This window comes from Serratia sp. 201, assembly GCF_037027545.1.
Classification (GTDB): domain Bacteria; phylum Pseudomonadota; class Gammaproteobacteria; order Enterobacterales; family Enterobacteriaceae; genus Serratia; species Serratia bockelmannii.
On the sequence record NZ_JAXCHC010000001.1, the window covers coordinates 59,846 to 76,593 of the forward strand.

Sequence of the window (16,748 nt, forward strand, 5' to 3'; positions counted from 1 at the left end):
ATAACGGTCGCGGCTATCGTGAAACACCATCCACCAAGTTCCGACACCCCCTACAAGTGTTTGCACCTGATTAAGTTCGGATGATGCTTCGCGATAGCGGTTGTGGTGGCCGGTACTGATCTCCGGCATGAGGCGCCAAGTCATACCATCCCTCACGCATTGCGATATTGGTCAGTCTTTCAGGTAGCAGTTAAGCACTCCGTATCTAAGCGGCACATCAGCCTGTGCATTCACCACAACCGGTTGGCTTCTCCCAGTCACCATCCTGGCTTGCCGAGGCAAGGTGGAATCGAACCACCCGAGAAGACATTCGTGTTGTGTAGCCCGTAACGTGGGCTAGGCGGCACTGTTCAACCGTGTTTATCGAGCAGCAGGCTTGCCCGTTTACGCGCATCGGTCGGTATAAGCATTGACTCTCTATGCTTTCGGAAAACACACCCGCCTACGGAAACCGTTGTTGGGTGGAGAGCGTTTCAAATCTTCACAACGGTGAGAGCATTCAACCTGATGCGGCTTATCGCATCCCTTATCCCTTGCGGGTGGCGCTTGGCGCTCTGGCCCAGTTAAATGCTCTTACCTGTTGTGTGCTGGTCGCTACCCAGCTGATCTCTTGGTTATCCTCGGGCTTCCACCGTGGCTGCAGCGAGTTAATCATCGAGAGCACCGATACCAGTTTTATACTGTGTGGAGTGATAGAAGCTGGCTCGGCTTATGCTCTCAATGATTACCATAAAGGTAATTTGTTTTGATTATAACGTCAACAAATTAGTCAAAATAATTCTCATGTGGTTTAATTGGTAATTATTTGGGAGGGTTACGCGCATGTGCATGAGTACGCCGAAGGTTTCAACGCCACCGCAGCCACAGGCAGCGCCGCAAGCGCAGGATGCTGCAGTGATTGATGCTGCCGATAAGGACAAGGCTCGACGCCGTGCAGCAGCTGGCCAACAGTCAACAATCCTTACTGGTTCACAGGGCGCCACAGGCCAAGCCAGCACCACCGGCAAAACTCTGTTGGGTGGCTGATCATGGCTGAGCAGGAATCCCGCAAGCAGTTTCTGGAAAAGCAGCTATCTCAGCTCGTAACCGCGCGGACGTCATATGACTCGCATTGGAAAGAGCTGAGCGATTTCATCCTGCCAAACTGCGGGCGATTCCTTACAACCGACGCCGGCCGTAATAAACGCAACACCAAGGTTGTTGACCCTACCGGCGGGCTTGCTTCGCGCACTCTTGAATCTGGCATGTTGTCCGGCATCACCAGCCCGACGCGCCCGTGGTTTTCTCTGAGCACTCCCGACAAGCAGTTGATGGATAGCTGGCCAGTCAAGATGTGGCTTTCTCAGGTCGTCGAATTAATGAACGACGTGATGAACAAATCTAACTGGTATCAGTCCCTGACGGTGCTCTATCGCTACCTTGGCACGTTTGCCACCGGTGCGATTTCCATCCTGGAAGATGAAGAGGATGTGATCCGCACGCACGTGCTGCCGATCGGAAGCTACTACATCTCGAACAGCGATCGCCTGCAGGTCGACACCGTCTTCCGCAAATTCTCCATGACCTGCCGCCAGCTGGTTACCAAGTTTGGAAAGGAGAACGTGAGCGATGCCGTGGCATCCGACTGGGATAACGGTTCGTTTGAAACGTGGTTCGAAGTCGTGCATGCCGTATTGCCGAACACCAACCGTGACACTGGAAAACTGAACGCGAAGAACAAGCGTTTCAGCTCGATTTATTACGAACCAGGCGGCTCCGGTGACAAGCTGCTGAGCGAATCTGGTTTCGATGAAATGCCTATCTTGGTGCCGCGCTGGGACATCAACGGCGAGGATGCTTACGGATCATCGTGCCCAGGCATCCTTGCGCTGGGCGGCGTTAAAGCGTTGCAGCTTCAGCAGAAACGCAAGGACCAGGCGATCGACAAGCTGGTTAATCCGCCAATGATGGCGCCAAGTTCGATGAAGAATGAACGCCTGTCGTTGCTGCCTGGCGATGTTTCCTATTACAACGGCGCCGGCGACACGGCTGGATTCAAACCGGTTTACGAGATCAACCCCCGCATTCAGGAGCTGCTCGGCAGTATTCAGGACGGTCGCCAGCTTGTTAATGAGTGCTACTTCGTTCCTCTGTTCAACATGTTCAGCAACGTAAACACCCGCAGCATGCCGATCGAAGCGGTCAACGAGATGCGCGACGAGAAGATGCTGCAGATCGGCCCGGTGCTCGACCGTCTGAATGATGAACTGCTGGACCCGGCTATCGACCGTATTTTCAACATCATGATGCGCCGAGGCATGTTGCCACCGCCACCGGATGAATTGCAGGGACAGCCTCTGCGCGTGGAATACACCAGCGTGATGGCTCAGGCGCAGAAGTCTGTTGGCATTGGCTCAATTGAGCGCTTTGTCGGATTCATCGGGAATATGGCTGCAGCAGGGTTCCAGCAGGCCGCTGACAAGCTTGATGTTGACCAGGCGATCGATGAGTACGGCGACATGCTTGGCGTGCCGACAACGATCACCAAGTCCGATGAGCAGGTGCAGGCAGAGCGCGAGCAGCGCGCGCAGCAACAACAGGCAGCACAAAGCCTGCAGATGGGCGCCGGTGCAGCGGATATCGCGAAGACTCTCAGCCAATCAGGAACTGCAGACCCTAACTTACTGACCAGCATTCAGCAGGCTATGCAGCAAGGCCAGGGGGCGCAGCAATGATGACTCGCGAGCAACTCCAACAGCGCCACGCTGACGACGTGAAGAAGGTGATGGCAACAGAGAGTGGCCGCCGTTTTGTGTGGGGGCTTCTTGAACAAGCAGGCGTGTTTCAAACCACGTTCCGTACAGACACAAACACCACGATGTTTCTTGAAGGTAATCGTAACGCAGGACTGGCTTTGTTCAATGACGTGTTCGGCATCTGCCCGGACTTGTATTTAAAGATGGCCGCCGAGGCCGAGAAAGACAGAGAGGCTAATCATGGCAACACAACGCCAGAAAGTGATCCGGAATGACGGCGGCGTGCAAGTCGTTAAGGTTCTGAGCGGCGGGGGTTCATCCGTTGCGTGGGGTGATATCACCGGTAAACCAACCACATTTGCACCGCCGGCGGCAACTGCTTCGGTAGTCGGCGGCGTCAAGCAGGCTGCAACACAAGCTAACTCAACCGCAACAGATACGGCTGGGATGGTAACTGACTTTAATGCTCTGCTGGCCAAGTTGAAGGCCGCGGGGATCATGGCTTAAGAGGCAACGCATGAACTTGTTCGAACGTTTGATGTATCGCCGCCTGTGCTCTGAAGCTCCGCCGGAAGGTGGTGATGGTGGCGCAGCCCCTGCAACAACCGGCGATAACCCGGCAGCAGATGCCAATGCAGATAATCCGGGGGAAGGTGAAAACCCGGAAGGCGAAGGAAAACAGGAAGGTGGCAAGACGGCAGAAGAACTCGCGGCAGAAAAAGACGCGAAAGAGAAAGCCGATAAGGAAGCGGCGGAAAAAGCGGAGAAGGAAAAGAAACCTGCCGCGCCTGAGAAATACGAGTTCACTCCGCCTGAAGGCCAGGAACTGGATGCCAATGCTCTGGCTGTGTTTGAGCCGATCGCCAAAGAACTGGGATTGAGCCAAGAGCAGGCGCAAAAGCTGGTCGACATTTACCCGCAGATCCAGCAGCAGCAGGCGGAAGCCTGGAGCAAGCAAGTTGCTGATTGGGGTGAGCAGGTCAAGGCCGACAAAGAAATCGGCGGCGACAAGTTCAACGCCAGTGTAGGCGCCGCGCAGCGCGCGCTGGATCAGTTCGGCAACACAGAGTTGCGCGAATACCTGAATGCGAGCGGCCTGGGTAATCACCCGGCACTGGTTCGCTTCTGTGCAAAAGTCGGCAAGGCGATGGCTGAAGATACCTTCGTCGTGCCAAATCAAGGCGGTCAGCGTAGCGCGGCCGACATTCTCTACGGCAAGAAGGAGTAACACCGAATGGCTATTAAAAGCACCAACGCGCTGACGCTGGCAGACTGGGCAAAGCGCACTGATCCTGATGGTAAAGTGCCAACCATCGTAGAACTGCTGTCGCAAACCAACCCTGTGTTGACCGATATGCTGTTTGTTGAAGGCAACCTTCCAACTGGCCACCGCACCACCGTGCGCACCGGTCTGCCTGCAGCAACCTGGCGCCTGCTTAACTACGGCGTTCCATCAAGCAAATCAACCACGGCACAGGTAACAGACAGCACTGGCATGCTGGAAACCTATGCTGAGATCGATAAAGCCCTGGCTGATCTGAATGGCAATACGGCAGAGTTTCGCCTGTCTGAAGATAATGCCTTCCTGGAGGCAATGAATCAGACGATGGCAGAAACCATCTTCTATGGTGACACGCGTATTAACCCTCAGCGATTCACCGGCCTGTCGGCACGTTATAACGACAAGTCTGCCAAGAACGCGCAAAACATCGTTGATGCCGGCGGCACCGGGTCAAACCTGACCTCTGTATGGCTGGTGGTTTGGGGTAGCAATACCGTTCATGGAATTTTCCCCAAAGGGCAGAAAGCAGGTCTGAACCATCAAGACCTTGGCGAACAAACCCTGAAAGATCCGAATGGCGGCCAGTATCAAGGCTATCGAACCCACTACAAGTGGGACAATGGCCTGACTGTTCGCGACTGGCGTTATGCAGTTCGCATTGCCAACATCGATACCACCAAGCTGGGCGCCGACGACGGCCCGAATCTGGCCAAGCTGATGGTGCAGGCTTTGCACCGCATCCCTAACCTGCAGATGGGTAAGGCTGTGTTCTATATGAACCGCGATGCAGCTGAATATCTGGACATTCAGGCAACTGAAAAAGCCTCTCTGGCGATCAGCGTTAAAGAAACCGAAGGCGTGTGGTGGACTTCGTTCCGCGGCGTGCCAGTGCGTACCTGCGATGCTCTGCTGAGCACTGAATCACAGGTTCAATAATCCCGGCTGAGCCGCCGGGTGCGGCTCTCCTTTCTCACTGATGGAGAGACAAAATGATCCTCGACTATCTGAATATGTTCTCGCAGGCGCAGGCTGTTACGGCAACCGCACCTTCTACTGACGTTATCGACCTCGGGCCGCTGTATGCCGGCAATGATGTACGCGATATCGGTCCTGGCTACCCGGTTGAGTTCCTCGCCCAAGTGGCTTCCACTGCCGCAGCTGGCGGTTCCGCTACTGTAACGATCAGTCTGCAAACCTCCAAGACCAGCGATTTCGCCAGTGCAACCACGTTGCTGCAGACCGGTGCAATCGCAGTTGCTGACCTGAAGGTTGGTTATCGCTATGTGGCCACTGTTCCACATGGTGTGCAGCGTTATCTGCGCGTCAACTACACCGTGGCTACGGGCCCGTTGACCGCCGGTACTTTCACTGCTGGCCTGCTGCTGGATGCTGATGCACAACGCAGCTATGCAAGCGCCTTCAACATCACTGTTTAACGGGGCGTGACATGTCACAACTGAAAATGTACCGCGTCACACGGAAGTCATTCATCAACGGGCATCTACTGGAAGAGGGCGACACAATCGAATACGGCGGCAAGGCTGGCGACAACCTGCAGCTGATCGATGGCGAAGGCAATCTGCTGGAAGAGGTCGGCGGCGACAGCGACGACAGCGCGAAGCTGGCCGCGCTGCAGCAGCAGTATGAAGAAATCTTTGGCACCAAGCCGCACCACAAAGCGGGGATCGCCAAATTGTCAGAAGAAATTGAAGCCAAGCGCAAAGAGTTAGGCATCAACTAACAAAGGGGCTTCGGCCCCTTTCTTTCCTGGAGTCCTCGCATGAAAACCGTAAACCTCAAGATCGGCACAGACACCTACGAAAGCGAAGGCGGAAAGCCGGAGACTCGCGACGAATATCCGTGGGGGCTTCGCTTCACGCTGAACAATGACACATTGGAAAAGCTGGGGATCCCACTGCCAAAGGTTGGCGAATCACTGACAATTGGCGGCCTGGCTAAAGTGCTGTCTGTTTCCACCCGCACAGAAGGTGATAAAGCGGAAAGCAGTGTTGATCTGCAGTTCACCGATATTGGCATCGAGCCGGCGGCCGCGCCGCAGCGTTCTGCTGCTGACACACTTTATGGCGATGCGGGAGGCGAGTGATGGCATCTGTTATCCAGATCTGCAACGTGGCGCTTGGTCGGCTTGGCAACAGCCGAGTGATTGCCAGCCTGACGGAAAAGAGCAAAGAAGCTGCGGTTTGCTCGCTGTTTTATGACGACTGCCGCGACGCGGTGCTGGCTGATTTCCCTTGGAGGTTCGCCACAAAGCGCGTGGCGCTCGCCGATCTGGATATCGAACAGCCTGATTGGCAATACAGTTACCGCTACCCGGTGGACTGCCTGCGCATTGTTGCGATCGTCTCTCCAGACGGTGAGCGCTTTATTACGCCAGAACGGCGCGTGCCGTATGAGGTCGGTTCTGATGAGGATGGCACTGGCCGTTTGATATTGACTGACCTGCCGAAAGCATGGCTGCGCTACGTGACGCGCGTCACCGACCCCAACATGTTTGACGCAGAGTTCCGCGACGCACTTAGCTGGCGCCTGGCCGCCGAAATCAACATGCAGATCACTGGCGATGCCAGTCTTGGTAATCGTGCCGAGCAGAAATACCAACTCACCATTTCATCTGCGTCAACGCTGAGCATGAATGAAACCCAGGAGCCGCCGGCGCCGTGGTCTGAGGTTTCCGACGCGAGGGCATCATAATGACAACCAGCCTCATTCAACCGTCCTTTGCTGGTGGCGAAGTATCGCCAAGCCTTTACGGCCGTGTTGACCTGGAGAAATACCAGACGTCACTGCGCCGTTGCAGGAATTTCATCGTCCGCCAATATGGCGGCGTTGAGAACCGCCCGGGAACGCGCTATGTGGCGCCGGCAAAGTTCCCCGATCGCAAATGTCGCCTGATCCCGTTCCAGTTCAACACGGAGCAGACCTATGTGCTCGAGGTCGGCGATCATTACTTCCGCGTGTTTATGGATGGTGCACAGGTTGTCTACTCATCCGGCGCCAGTGTCGGCCAGCCTGTCGACGTAACAACGCCGTGGGCCGCTGCAGATATCGACCTGCTGAAATACACGCAGAGCGCAGACGTGATGACAGTTTGCCATCCGAATTACCCACCTATGGAAATCCAACGCTATGCGCACGATGACTGGCGCACTGCAGAGGTGTCCACTGTCAGCGGTCCATTTGCTAACGTGAACATTGACGAGTCGATCACTGTCTACGCCAGCGCGACAAGCGGAACGGTAGACCTTACAGCCAGTTCATCGATCTTCAAAAGCTGGCATGTTGGCAAGTTATTCTACATGGAGCAGAAGAACGTCGACACGGTCGGGCGTTGGGTTACCGGTGAGCAAGTTAGCGTTGGGAATATCTGCCGATACCAGGAGAACTATTATCGTTGCGTTGATGCCGGCGAGCGAGGGCATACTGGCCCGGTGGCGCCAACTCATACAACTGGTGATAGTTGGGATGGCTGGGCTGTAGCCGGTTCTGATGCCTATGGCGTCAAATGGCGTTATTTGCATTCCGGCCGAGGTATTTGCCGCATTACGGCCGTAAGCGGAGACGGGATGACCGCCACTGCCGAAGTGGTGATCCGCAAGGATGGAGAGATTGAGCTACCCGGCCAGGTGGTGGGCGCCGAGTCAGCAACATACAAGTGGGCGCATTATGCCTGGAATGGTGACGCCGGCTACCCTGGCACCGTCGTGTACTTCCAGCAGCGCTTGATGTTTGCCGGATCACGCAGTCAGCCGCAAACAGTATGGACCAGCCGCAGCGGTGACTACAAGGACTTCGGCACATCAAACCCGACCGTTGATGATGATGCGATCACCTATACCTACGCCGGGCGCCAGCTCAACCAAATCCGTCATCTTATCGACGTAGGCTCGCTCGTAGCGCTAACCAGCGGTGGCGAATACAAGGTTAACGGGAACCAGCAAGGTACGCTAACCCCGTCGGCATTCCAGTTTTCCAGTCAGGGGCAGAATGGCGCCAGCCACGTGCAGCCTATTGCGATCAGCAACGTCGCGCTATTCATCCAGCAGAAGGGCGGCGCTGTGCGCGACCTGGCCTACTCGTTCGACGTCGACGGCTTCCAGGGCTCTGACCTGACCATCCTCGCTAACCACTTCTTTATCGGATACCAGATTACCGATTGGGCGTTCTCCATCACGCCTATGTCGATCGTTTGGTGTACACGCAATGACGGCGCTCTGTTGGGATTAACCTACCTGCGTGATCAGCAGGTAGCTGCATGGCACTTACACCCAGGAGCCGGCAACTATGAATCAGTGTGCAGCATCGCCGAAGGAAACGAAGATGCGCTCTATTGCGTGGTTGAACGCTCTATCAATGGCCAGCAGCGACGCTATATCGAGCGTATGCAGAGCCGCCTATACGATGTGATGGATGATGCCTTTTTCGTTGATTGTGGCCTGACGTATGACGGCAGGAACCGTGACGCAAGCAAAACCATGACGCTTACCGGTGGCACAGGTGACTGGCCATACGACGAAGAGATGACACTGACGGTGGCCGGCGCCAGTTACTTCACGACAGGTGATATTGGCAGTGAAATCCACATGCCGTATGTCGAGGATGATGTGAGCAAGGTGCTGAAGTTGCTGATCCGTTCGGTCGCAAGTGGAAACCAGGCAGCCGTTACCAGTAACCGAAATGTGCCGGCGCAGTTCCGCGGTGTGCCAGTCAGTGACTGGAGCATGGCGCGCTCTACATTCGCAGGACTTGATCACCTCGAAGGCCAGGCCGTGAGCATTTTGTCAGATGCCAACGTTGAGCCGCAGAAGGTTGTCAATGCTGGCGCCATTACGCTGGAGAAGGCTGGCGCCGTAGTGCATGCAGGACTGCCGATCGCCGCGGTCATTGAAACGCTGGACGTTAACCTGAACGGCAACGAAACACTTCTCGATAAGAAGAAACTATTCACGGCCGCATCGTTGCTTGTGAATGAGTCGCGTGGTGTGTTTGCCGGCACTCCAGGCGGCGAGATGTACGAATACGCCCAGCGCTATGACGAATTTTATGATGACCCGGTCGAACCGAAGACGGGAACCATTGAATTACAATTGGATGCCAACTGGAGCAAGAACGGCCGGCTAATTGTGGAACAGAACGACCCGCTGCCGATGACCATTCTCGCAGTTATCCCGCGCGTAACCGTAGGAGGAATTTAGTGCGCAAGGTTGAAGTTGTTGAAGCCACTCTTGAACACGTTGCGGCGCTCCTGCCGCACGTTCGCCAGGCTGACGCCGATGAGTTCGATGCGATGAGCGGAAAGACCCCGGCTCAGGTTCTTGAACTTGCGCTGCGCACTTCTGCATTTGCTTTCGCTGGGCTGATCAATGGCGAGGTGGTGACCATCTTCGGTGTGGCGCCGCGGTCAATGATTACCGGCTCCGGTGTTCCGTGGCTTGTGGGGTCTGACCTGCTTGAACAATACCAGGCCACTTTCCTCCGCCGGTGCCGGCCAGTTCTGCGTCTTTTCCTGCAGCACTATCCGGAGCTGGAAAACTACGTCGACACGCGCAACACCGCGGCTAAATGCTGGCTGCACTGGCTGGGGTTCACCATTCATGAAGCCCAGCCCGTTGGACGTGCCGGGCTTCCATTCCACAGATTTGAAATGAGACGAGGTGATATATGTGCGGACCATTAGCTGTACCAATTGCAATGATGGCTGTCGCTGCTGTCAGTGCATACGGCCAAGTTCAGCAGGGAAGGGCGCAGGCAAAAATAGCTAATGCCAATGCTGACGCACAAGAGATCGCCGCCAAGGACGCCATAAATACCGGTAACGCCAACGCCGCACAGCAGCGCCAGCAAACTCGGCGGTTACAGGGCCAACAAGCGGCGGCCTTCGGTGCCGGCGGAACCGACATGACCAGCGGCAGCGCGCTGAACATCTTTGGCGATACGGCGGCCGGCGGCCAACTGGATGCACTAACCACGATCAATAACGCAGAACGCCAGGCGGCTGGACTTAACTTCCAGGCCGGTGTTAGTCGTGCTCAGGGGCAGATAGACCGCAACGCGGCAAACCTTGGCGCGGCAACGACAATCCTAAATTCGTCGCTTAGCGCATATGGCGCTTATAAATCTTCTGGCGCGCTGGATAAGCCAGCTTCCAAAGCCGGTAGTGGTTCCAGCAACAACATGTTTAGCAATGCCCGCAGCAGTCGCTACGGCTCTAACGCATTCACGTTTTAAGGGGGAATGATGCCTACAGTACCGGTATATCAGCGCCAATCGCAATCACAAGCGGCGCCGGTTAATCAGGTTGATATTCGCGTACCGCAGACTGGCGCAGGCGAAGCTTTGGCACAGGTTGGTGGAAACTACCTTCAGGCTATTGGGCAAGAGAAGCAAAAGCAGGATCTTGCCGACATGCAGGACAAGCTCAACCAGTTTTCCGTGTATGCCGATGACCTCTACAACAACCCGCAGAACGGCCTGATAACCCTGCAGGGTAAAAATGCCATTGGCCAAGGTGAGGCATTCGCCGGACAAATTTCCGCTAAAGCCACGGAGCTGCGCGACTCAATTCCTGAATACATGCGTCAGGCATTTGACCAGCAGATCCAACCGCTTGGGCGTAGTTATGGCAATCGCGCTCGACAGTATGAAGTTGGGCAGAAGCAGCAGTTTGAGCGGCAGGCTTATTCATCTGGGAACGAGCTTGCAATTAGCCAGTCCCGAGGTATGTGGGGAGATGATGCTGCCTTCGGTGGCCTGGCTAAATCTCGTTTCGATGCGACTGACCTTTATGCAGATACCTATGGAATGCCAGATGAATGGCGGATATCTGAGAAAGTAAGAATAAAAGAGAGCATGGCCGCATCTGCGATTGACGACTGGATAGCGAACGATCCTCAGAGCTTTATTTCTCGCAATGGAGAACCTTCAGACCTTGGCGGCGTGTCTCGCTTCTCTGCTCATGGTAATTCGTCTGCGGCGCGCGGGCTGCGCAATAACAACCCTGGAAACATAGAGGCCAGTGATAAAAACCCATGGGAAGGGCAGATAGGAAGCGATGGGCGATTTGCCAAGTTTGAAACACCTGAACATGGGATTCGCGCGCTGGGTAAGAACCTCCTTTCATACCAGAGGCAGGGTTATAACACAGTGGCAGAGATCGTGAACCGTTGGGCGCCACCATCTGATGGGAATAAACACAATGATAACTATATCAAAGCATTATGCGATGCACTTGGCGTAGGGGCGGATGACCAGATTGATGTCAGTAACCCTCGAACCTTGGCGGCTCTGTGTGCTGGAATTTCCAGGCAGGAAACTGGTGCAAAAATCCCAGATGAGCAGATCGGCGCCGGCGTCAGTGCCGCGCTTGGCCTTTCTGCGCTGGAGTCGCAAAAGCGATATACCGGCAACACTATCTATGATGCCGCCAGTCCGCAATCACAGATGAAAGCCAATCGATATTCCATGCAAGTTGTCGAAAAGCAGCGAGCTGAATTCAGGGTTGGTTTAGAGGGTAGAGTAAAGGATGCTGAAGCAGCCTACCTTATGGGCAAGGATGCGCCAAATGCACCAAGTTTTGGTGAGTTTATAACGGCATATGGAGAAAAGAACGGACCTATTGCGTATGAACAATTCAGGGATACGCAGCAGCTTGGATCAGACATAGCGGCAGTTCAGCAGTTATCACCTTCTGCGCAACAGGCGTTGTTGGACATGCGAGAGCCATCACCAGGCGATGGTTTTGATGCTGCCACGAAACGCCAGCGAATTTTGAGACAGGCAGTAGACACTGTTAATGCCGCACGCTCCGCTGATCCGATTCAATATGCAACATCATTAAGTCAGGTAGATCCAATCAATATTGGCAACCCTGCGGCGCTACAGGCAGATCTGGTAAAGCGTGCATCTTCGGCTGTTGATGTGTCTCGCAAGTACCAAACTCCACTCACGATGTTCTCGAAGCAAGAGGCTGCACAACTCGGTGAAATGTTGCGTACAGCCCCGGCTTCGCAGTCAGTATCATACCTGGATGCAATGCGCCAAGGGTTGGGTACTGGTGCTCAGTACTCAGCTGCAATGCAGCAGATAAGTAGCTATGCCCCATCCGCTGCTGTCGCTGGCGCTATCATGGGTAAAAGCGGCAATGTGATCGGTAAATCCGGATGGATCTCAGACTCTATGGTAAACCCCGATGATGCGGCAAAAACAATCATCGAAGGAGCTAATGCACGGGCTGGAATCGCCTCAAAAGTGAACGGGGTTGAGAATAGAACTAAAGGCATTGAGATACCGAAGGATTCCGATCTGCGTCCTGATTTCGTTGATGCAGTCGGTAATGCCTTTGCCGGAGATGCGGCCGGCGCCGCACAGGCCTATGAGGTTGCCAAGGACTACTACGCCGGGTTGATGGCAAAGAAAGGCGATATTTCTGGCGAGTATGACCGTGACGCATGGACGCAGGCGGTAAACGTAGCCACTGGTGGCGTATACGATTACAACGGTCAGGGTGAGGTTTTACTGCCATGGGGAATGTCAGAGGGGCAATTTGATTCTGCTGTAAACACCGCATGGAAATCTCAGATTGTCGATGCTGGCATAAAAGCACCACCTGGCCAGTATGGTCTGCAGAGCTTTGGCGACAGCCAATACCTGATAAAACTTGGAGCTGGCTACTTGCTCGGAAAGGATGGTAATCCGGTTGTGCTCCACATCAACGCTGAGCGCGTTCGCCTCGGAAACGGAGGGATACCGCAGTGAGTTATTTCGGATTCAACCAAGCGCAGCAAAACAGGGAGCTGGCAACGGCAGCAGAAAACCCGATCGGATCCGCCAGCTCTGATGCTGATTTTTTTGATGGCGCATTCACTGCCCCTTTCAAGGGGATTTACGCCGGGGTTACACAGGCCGATCAAGTTGCTTGGTCTGGCGTGGATGCCGTTGTGTCGCCGATCTCGCGGGCTGTTAATGATGCGTTCGGGGTAAACGACACCTCTGAAAGCTTCATCAAGAATCAGCGAAAGCTGGCGGAACAGCAGGTGCGAGCGTTAACTCCTGATGCCGGAACCACCGGCACCGCCGGTCAGGTGCTTTTCTCTCTGGCTGAGGTGGGCGGGCAGGCGGCGGCTGGCACTTTGTTGGGTGGGTTGCCCGGAGCCGCGGCAACAGTTGGCGGCTTGCAGGGTTTTTCCGATTACGAGAAGTCTCGCGCTGATGGCGTGGATTATGGAACCGCTGTAGAAAAAGCGCTGGTTACTGGTGGTACTGCGGCGCTTGGAGCCGTGCTTCCTATGTCTCTCGGTCTTCGTGCTGGTGGTGCAGTAGCTGAAGGCGTTGGCGCTGCTCTTACTACCGGTGGCACGGCAGCGGGCGCAGTTGCCGGTGCTGTTGCTCGGGCTGCGCCGGATCTGCTTTATTCAGCTGGCACCAACGTCGCCATGGGCATGGCACAGCGCGGTTTATCAGCGGAGATCCTCCGACGCGGTGGCTATGAGGATATGGCACGCCAGTACGATGTTTTCGATAACCAGGCGTTGGCGGTAGATGCTGTGCTCGGCATAGCTTTCGGCGGTCTCGGTCGATTTATTAATAGCCGGGGCGAAAGCGTGGCGGTGCGTAGCGCAGAGCCGGCAGAGATCGACGCGGCGCTTACTTCAAGCTCTCACCTCAACTATGAGGTTACGGCATCGCCTGGCGTTCCTGTAAGCGTCCTATCACGCAATGCGCATTCCCGCGCCATGGATAAAGCCATGACTGATGCGCTTGCTGGCCACCCGGTAGACGTTGGTTCATTGATGGATGGCGCCGAGTTTATTCAGCGCCGACCGCGCGTCAATCTGGCATCGCAAGAGGTGCGTAAGGCGATGGGATTACCTGATGTCGTAATTCGCGATGCTGACGCGGCTCGTTTCGACGATGTGGCCGGCGCCAATTACCTCGCCACACCGAAACCCAGAACGCGAGATCAGATCCAGCAAGATGAAATTGCGGGCGCGGAGCGCGCCATACGAGGGGATGATTCCCGCGCAGCGGAGGCCGATACACTGGAGGCACAGCGCGCCATTTCCGACAACCCAGATCTGCAGGTTCATGTCGTAAACCCAGATGACAGCACGACAGTGGTAAGGGCTGCCGATCTGATGGCTGAGGCCGATCGCGATGTGGTCAATGCCCAACATGATGCAAATTTATTTGATGTGGCCGTGAGCTGCTTCCTGAGGAGATAATTTCATGAGAGACGAGTGCATTCAGGCGATCACCGCCGCATCACAGCGACCACTTACCGCCGCAGAAATAAAAGGGATTGAAGATCGCATCGTGAAAAATATGCGCAACCTCGCGCGTAACGATCCAGCATCATGGCGTAATCTCAGCGAAGCGGAACGCATGCAGCGCGCCGGGCAGATGGCTGCTGAAGAATTGCAGCGAGAGGCAGCGATGAAGAAGCGACGTGTTGCTTTAACCATTGCTGCGCGCCAGCGCCTCGATAACTACATCAACAGCTATCAGGGAAAGGATGGAAAGCTTGAGGCTCTAAACCGCACCATCGCTTTTCACGCAGACGGCAAGGCTAATTTCCTATCTGTTGAATCGAGAACCAAGGCAACCCGCGATTATGCTCTTAGCCAGCTCGAGGAGCTTTTCGAGGCTATCGATCCGCGATTCTTCCAACTGTTCGAAGATAATCAAGGCGTGCGCGATCTGGTCTACGAGATGCGAGGGCAGGAAACTGGAAATCAGCGTGCGAAAAGAGGTGCCGAAGCATGGCGCCGCATTGCTGAGCTGCTGCGCCAGCGTTTCAACGATGCCGGCGGCGATATAGGCTTCCTGGAAGATTGGGGGCTGCCGCAACATCATTCCATGGAGAAGGTAGGAAAGGCGTCACAGGATGAATGGGTTAGCTTTGTTATTGGGAAGCTTGACCGAAATAAGTATGTGAAAGAAAACGGCGAGATGATGAGTGATGCGGAGCTTGCCGCGTTCCTGGGTGAGGCCTACAAAACGATCGCTACTGGTGGTATGAACAAGCTGGGCGACAGTGGGCTGCGCATTTCAGGCGCGCGGGCGAATCGAGGTAGTGCGGAACGGCAGATTCATTTTCGTGATGCTGAGAACTACCTCGAATACCAGCAGCGCTTTGGCGAAAAATCGATGTGGGACATTTTGGTGAATCACATCGATGGCATCAGCAAAGACATCGCGCTGGTGGAAACCTACGGCCCTAACCCCGATCATGTATTCCGTTCGCTCCTGGATCAGCTGACCAGCGAAACAGCAAAGGCAAACCCGCAGCGGTCAGGGCGTGTTAATCGTCTGCGCAACAGTACCGAGAGCCTTTACAACTTTGTTGCCGGGAAAACGCAACCCGTCGCTAACCCACATATCGCGCGCTGGTCGGATAATGTCAGAAACTGGCTTGTTGCAACTCGGCTCGGCTCGGCGCTGATCTCTTCACTTTCGGATAACGGCACTATGTACCTTACCGCCAAAGTGAACAATCTGCCCATGGCGCAGCTGTTGCGTAACCAACTGGCAGCAATGAACCCGGCTAACAAAGAAGAGCTGAGACTAGCGCGTGGCGCTGGTTTGTCGATGGAAACGTTGATCGGCAGTGTGAACCGCTGGGCGACCGACAACATGGGGCCGTCTGCGTCTCGCTGGACAGCCAACGCTGTAATGCGTGCCAGTGGATTGTCAGCCTGGTCAGATGCCCATAAACGGGCGTACGGGGTCACCATGATGGGCGGCGTGGGTAACCTGGTGCGCCAGCATGTCAGTCTTGGAAAGATCGCTGCCGAAGATAGCAGAATTATCAAAAGCAAAGGAATTACCGATCGTGACTGGAGTATCTGGCGACTGGCGGAGCAAGAAGATTGGGGGAACGGTAACACAACGATGCTCACCCCGGAAAGTATCATGCGTATTCCTAACGAAAAACTTGAAGCATTTGGCAACCCTGAACGCGTGAAGTTCGAGGCAATGCGCAAGCTGCTTGCCACCGTATCCGAAGAAGTCGATATGGCGGTGATCTCGCCTGGCGCGCGCGAGCGGATGATCGCCGGGGCCGGCATGCAACGAGGTACTGTTTCGGGAGAGCTTTGGCGCAGCCTGTTCCTTTTCAAATCCTTCCCGATCTCTGTGATGATGCGACACTGGTCGCGCGCCATGGGAATGCCATCAGCTGGCGGCCGAGCCGCATACCTCGCGACGTTCTTGGCCAGCACAACAATACTTGGCGCTATGTCGCAACAGATTAGCGATCTGATCTCTGGGAGAAATCCTCGCGAAGCCTTCGGAGAAAAGGCGCCGCAATTCTGGCTAAACGCCCTCCTAAAAGGCGGTGGCTTAGGGTTGTATGGGGATTTCCTTTTGTCAGACCATACGCGTTATGGGTCAGGTGCGCTCGCCTCAATGCTCGGCCCGGTAGCTGGGTTGGTTGATGATGCGATCAAGCTGGCGCAGGGCGTTCCGTTAAATGCTGTCGAAGGAAAGCCGGAACAGACTGGCGGGGATACGGTTAAATTCGTGAAGGGACTGATCCCCGGTCAAAACCTGTGGTACACAAAAGCCGCGCTTGATCATATGATATTCAACCAGATGCAGGAGTATTTCTCTCCCGGATATTTGCGCAGGATGGAGAAGCGCTCCCAGAAAGAGTTCAACCAAACGTACTGGTGGCGGCCTCAAGATAGGCTTCCAAGATAATATATAAGGATTTT

17 protein-coding genes are annotated in these 16,748 nt (G+C 55.0%); all 17 read left to right on the forward strand.

Annotation, left to right across the window (positions count from 1 at the left end; genetic code table 11):
- Nucleotides 1–419: 419 nt before the first annotated feature.
- The 17 genes from WA302_RS00395 to WA302_RS00475 all read left to right on the forward strand — a co-directional run bounded on the left by WA302_RS00395 (nucleotide 420) and on the right by WA302_RS00475 (nucleotide 16,734).
- Nucleotides 420–749 (forward strand): hypothetical protein, encoded by a 330-nt coding sequence (locus WA302_RS00395; protein WP_336062257.1) that lies wholly within the window; start codon nucleotides 420–422, stop codon nucleotides 747–749.
- Nucleotides 750–822: 73 nt separating this feature from the next.
- Nucleotides 823–1,026 carry a hypothetical protein gene (locus WA302_RS00400; protein ID WP_336062258.1) on the forward strand — a complete coding sequence of 68 codons (204 nt, stop codon included), beginning with the start codon at nucleotides 823–825 and terminating at the stop codon, nucleotides 1,024–1,026.
- Between the two features lie 2 nt (nucleotides 1,027–1,028).
- Nucleotides 1,029–2,714 (forward strand): portal protein, encoded by a 1,686-nt coding sequence (locus WA302_RS00405; RefSeq protein WP_336062259.1) that lies wholly within the window; start codon nucleotides 1,029–1,031, stop codon nucleotides 2,712–2,714.
- Nucleotides 2,711–3,010 (forward strand): Bbp19 family protein, encoded by a 300-nt coding sequence (locus tag WA302_RS00410; protein WP_308331999.1) that lies wholly within the window; start codon nucleotides 2,711–2,713, stop codon nucleotides 3,008–3,010. The genes WA302_RS00405 and WA302_RS00410 overlap by 4 nt, the downstream gene beginning before the upstream one ends.
- On the forward strand, nucleotides 2,976–3,242 hold the full coding sequence (locus tag WA302_RS00415; protein WP_336062260.1) for a head fiber protein: 267 nt from the start codon (nucleotides 2,976–2,978) through the stop codon (nucleotides 3,240–3,242). The genes WA302_RS00410 and WA302_RS00415 overlap by 35 nt, the downstream gene beginning before the upstream one ends.
- A gap of 10 nt (nucleotides 3,243–3,252) precedes the next feature.
- Nucleotides 3,253–3,963 carry a peptidase gene (locus WA302_RS00420; protein WP_336062262.1) on the forward strand — a complete coding sequence of 237 codons (711 nt, stop codon included), beginning with the start codon at nucleotides 3,253–3,255 and terminating at the stop codon, nucleotides 3,961–3,963.
- 6 nt (nucleotides 3,964–3,969) lie between these two features.
- Complete coding sequence (locus WA302_RS00425; RefSeq protein WP_049234910.1) at nucleotides 3,970–4,953, forward strand: major capsid protein; 984 nt, start codon at nucleotides 3,970–3,972, stop codon at nucleotides 4,951–4,953.
- Between the two features lie 53 nt (nucleotides 4,954–5,006).
- Nucleotides 5,007–5,453: a Bbp16 family capsid cement protein gene (locus WA302_RS00430; RefSeq protein ID WP_197666671.1), complete on the forward strand. Its 447-nt coding sequence runs from the start codon at nucleotides 5,007–5,009 to the stop codon at nucleotides 5,451–5,453.
- An 11-nt stretch (nucleotides 5,454–5,464) separates the two neighbouring features.
- On the forward strand, nucleotides 5,465–5,758 hold the full coding sequence (locus WA302_RS00435) for a hypothetical protein (RefSeq protein ID WP_336062263.1): 294 nt from the start codon (nucleotides 5,465–5,467) through the stop codon (nucleotides 5,756–5,758).
- Nucleotides 5,759–5,797: 39 nt separating this feature from the next.
- Complete coding sequence (gene gp10, locus WA302_RS00440; RefSeq protein WP_336062264.1) at nucleotides 5,798–6,121, forward strand: capsid staple protein; 324 nt, start codon at nucleotides 5,798–5,800, stop codon at nucleotides 6,119–6,121.
- The gene (locus WA302_RS00445) at nucleotides 6,121–6,729 is read left to right on the forward strand and encodes a hypothetical protein (RefSeq protein ID WP_336062265.1); all 609 of its coding nucleotides are present in this window, start codon (nucleotides 6,121–6,123) and stop codon (nucleotides 6,727–6,729) included. Before gp10 ends, WA302_RS00445 begins: the two co-directional genes overlap by 1 nt.
- Entirely contained in the window at nucleotides 6,729–9,230 is a 2,502-nt protein-coding gene (locus tag WA302_RS00450) for a hypothetical protein (protein WP_336062266.1), read from the forward strand. Before WA302_RS00445 ends, WA302_RS00450 begins: the two co-directional genes overlap by 1 nt.
- Nucleotides 9,230–9,712 carry a hypothetical protein gene (locus WA302_RS00455; protein ID WP_336062267.1) on the forward strand — a complete coding sequence of 161 codons (483 nt, stop codon included), beginning with the start codon at nucleotides 9,230–9,232 and terminating at the stop codon, nucleotides 9,710–9,712. Before WA302_RS00450 ends, WA302_RS00455 begins: the two co-directional genes overlap by 1 nt.
- Nucleotides 9,697–10,263 carry a hypothetical protein gene (locus WA302_RS00460; protein ID WP_336062268.1) on the forward strand — a complete coding sequence of 189 codons (567 nt, stop codon included), beginning with the start codon at nucleotides 9,697–9,699 and terminating at the stop codon, nucleotides 10,261–10,263. Before WA302_RS00455 ends, WA302_RS00460 begins: the two co-directional genes overlap by 16 nt.
- Before the next feature lie 6 nt (nucleotides 10,264–10,269).
- Nucleotides 10,270–12,789: a hypothetical protein gene (locus WA302_RS00465; protein WP_336062269.1), complete on the forward strand. Its 2,520-nt coding sequence runs from the start codon at nucleotides 10,270–10,272 to the stop codon at nucleotides 12,787–12,789.
- On the forward strand, nucleotides 12,786–14,255 hold the full coding sequence (locus tag WA302_RS00470; RefSeq protein WP_336062270.1) for a hypothetical protein: 1,470 nt from the start codon (nucleotides 12,786–12,788) through the stop codon (nucleotides 14,253–14,255). Before WA302_RS00465 ends, WA302_RS00470 begins: the two co-directional genes overlap by 4 nt.
- Before the next feature lie 4 nt (nucleotides 14,256–14,259).
- The gene (locus tag WA302_RS00475; protein WP_336062271.1) at nucleotides 14,260–16,734 is read left to right on the forward strand and encodes a hypothetical protein; all 2,475 of its coding nucleotides are present in this window, start codon (nucleotides 14,260–14,262) and stop codon (nucleotides 16,732–16,734) included.
- Nucleotides 16,735–16,748: the final 14 nt, after the last annotated feature.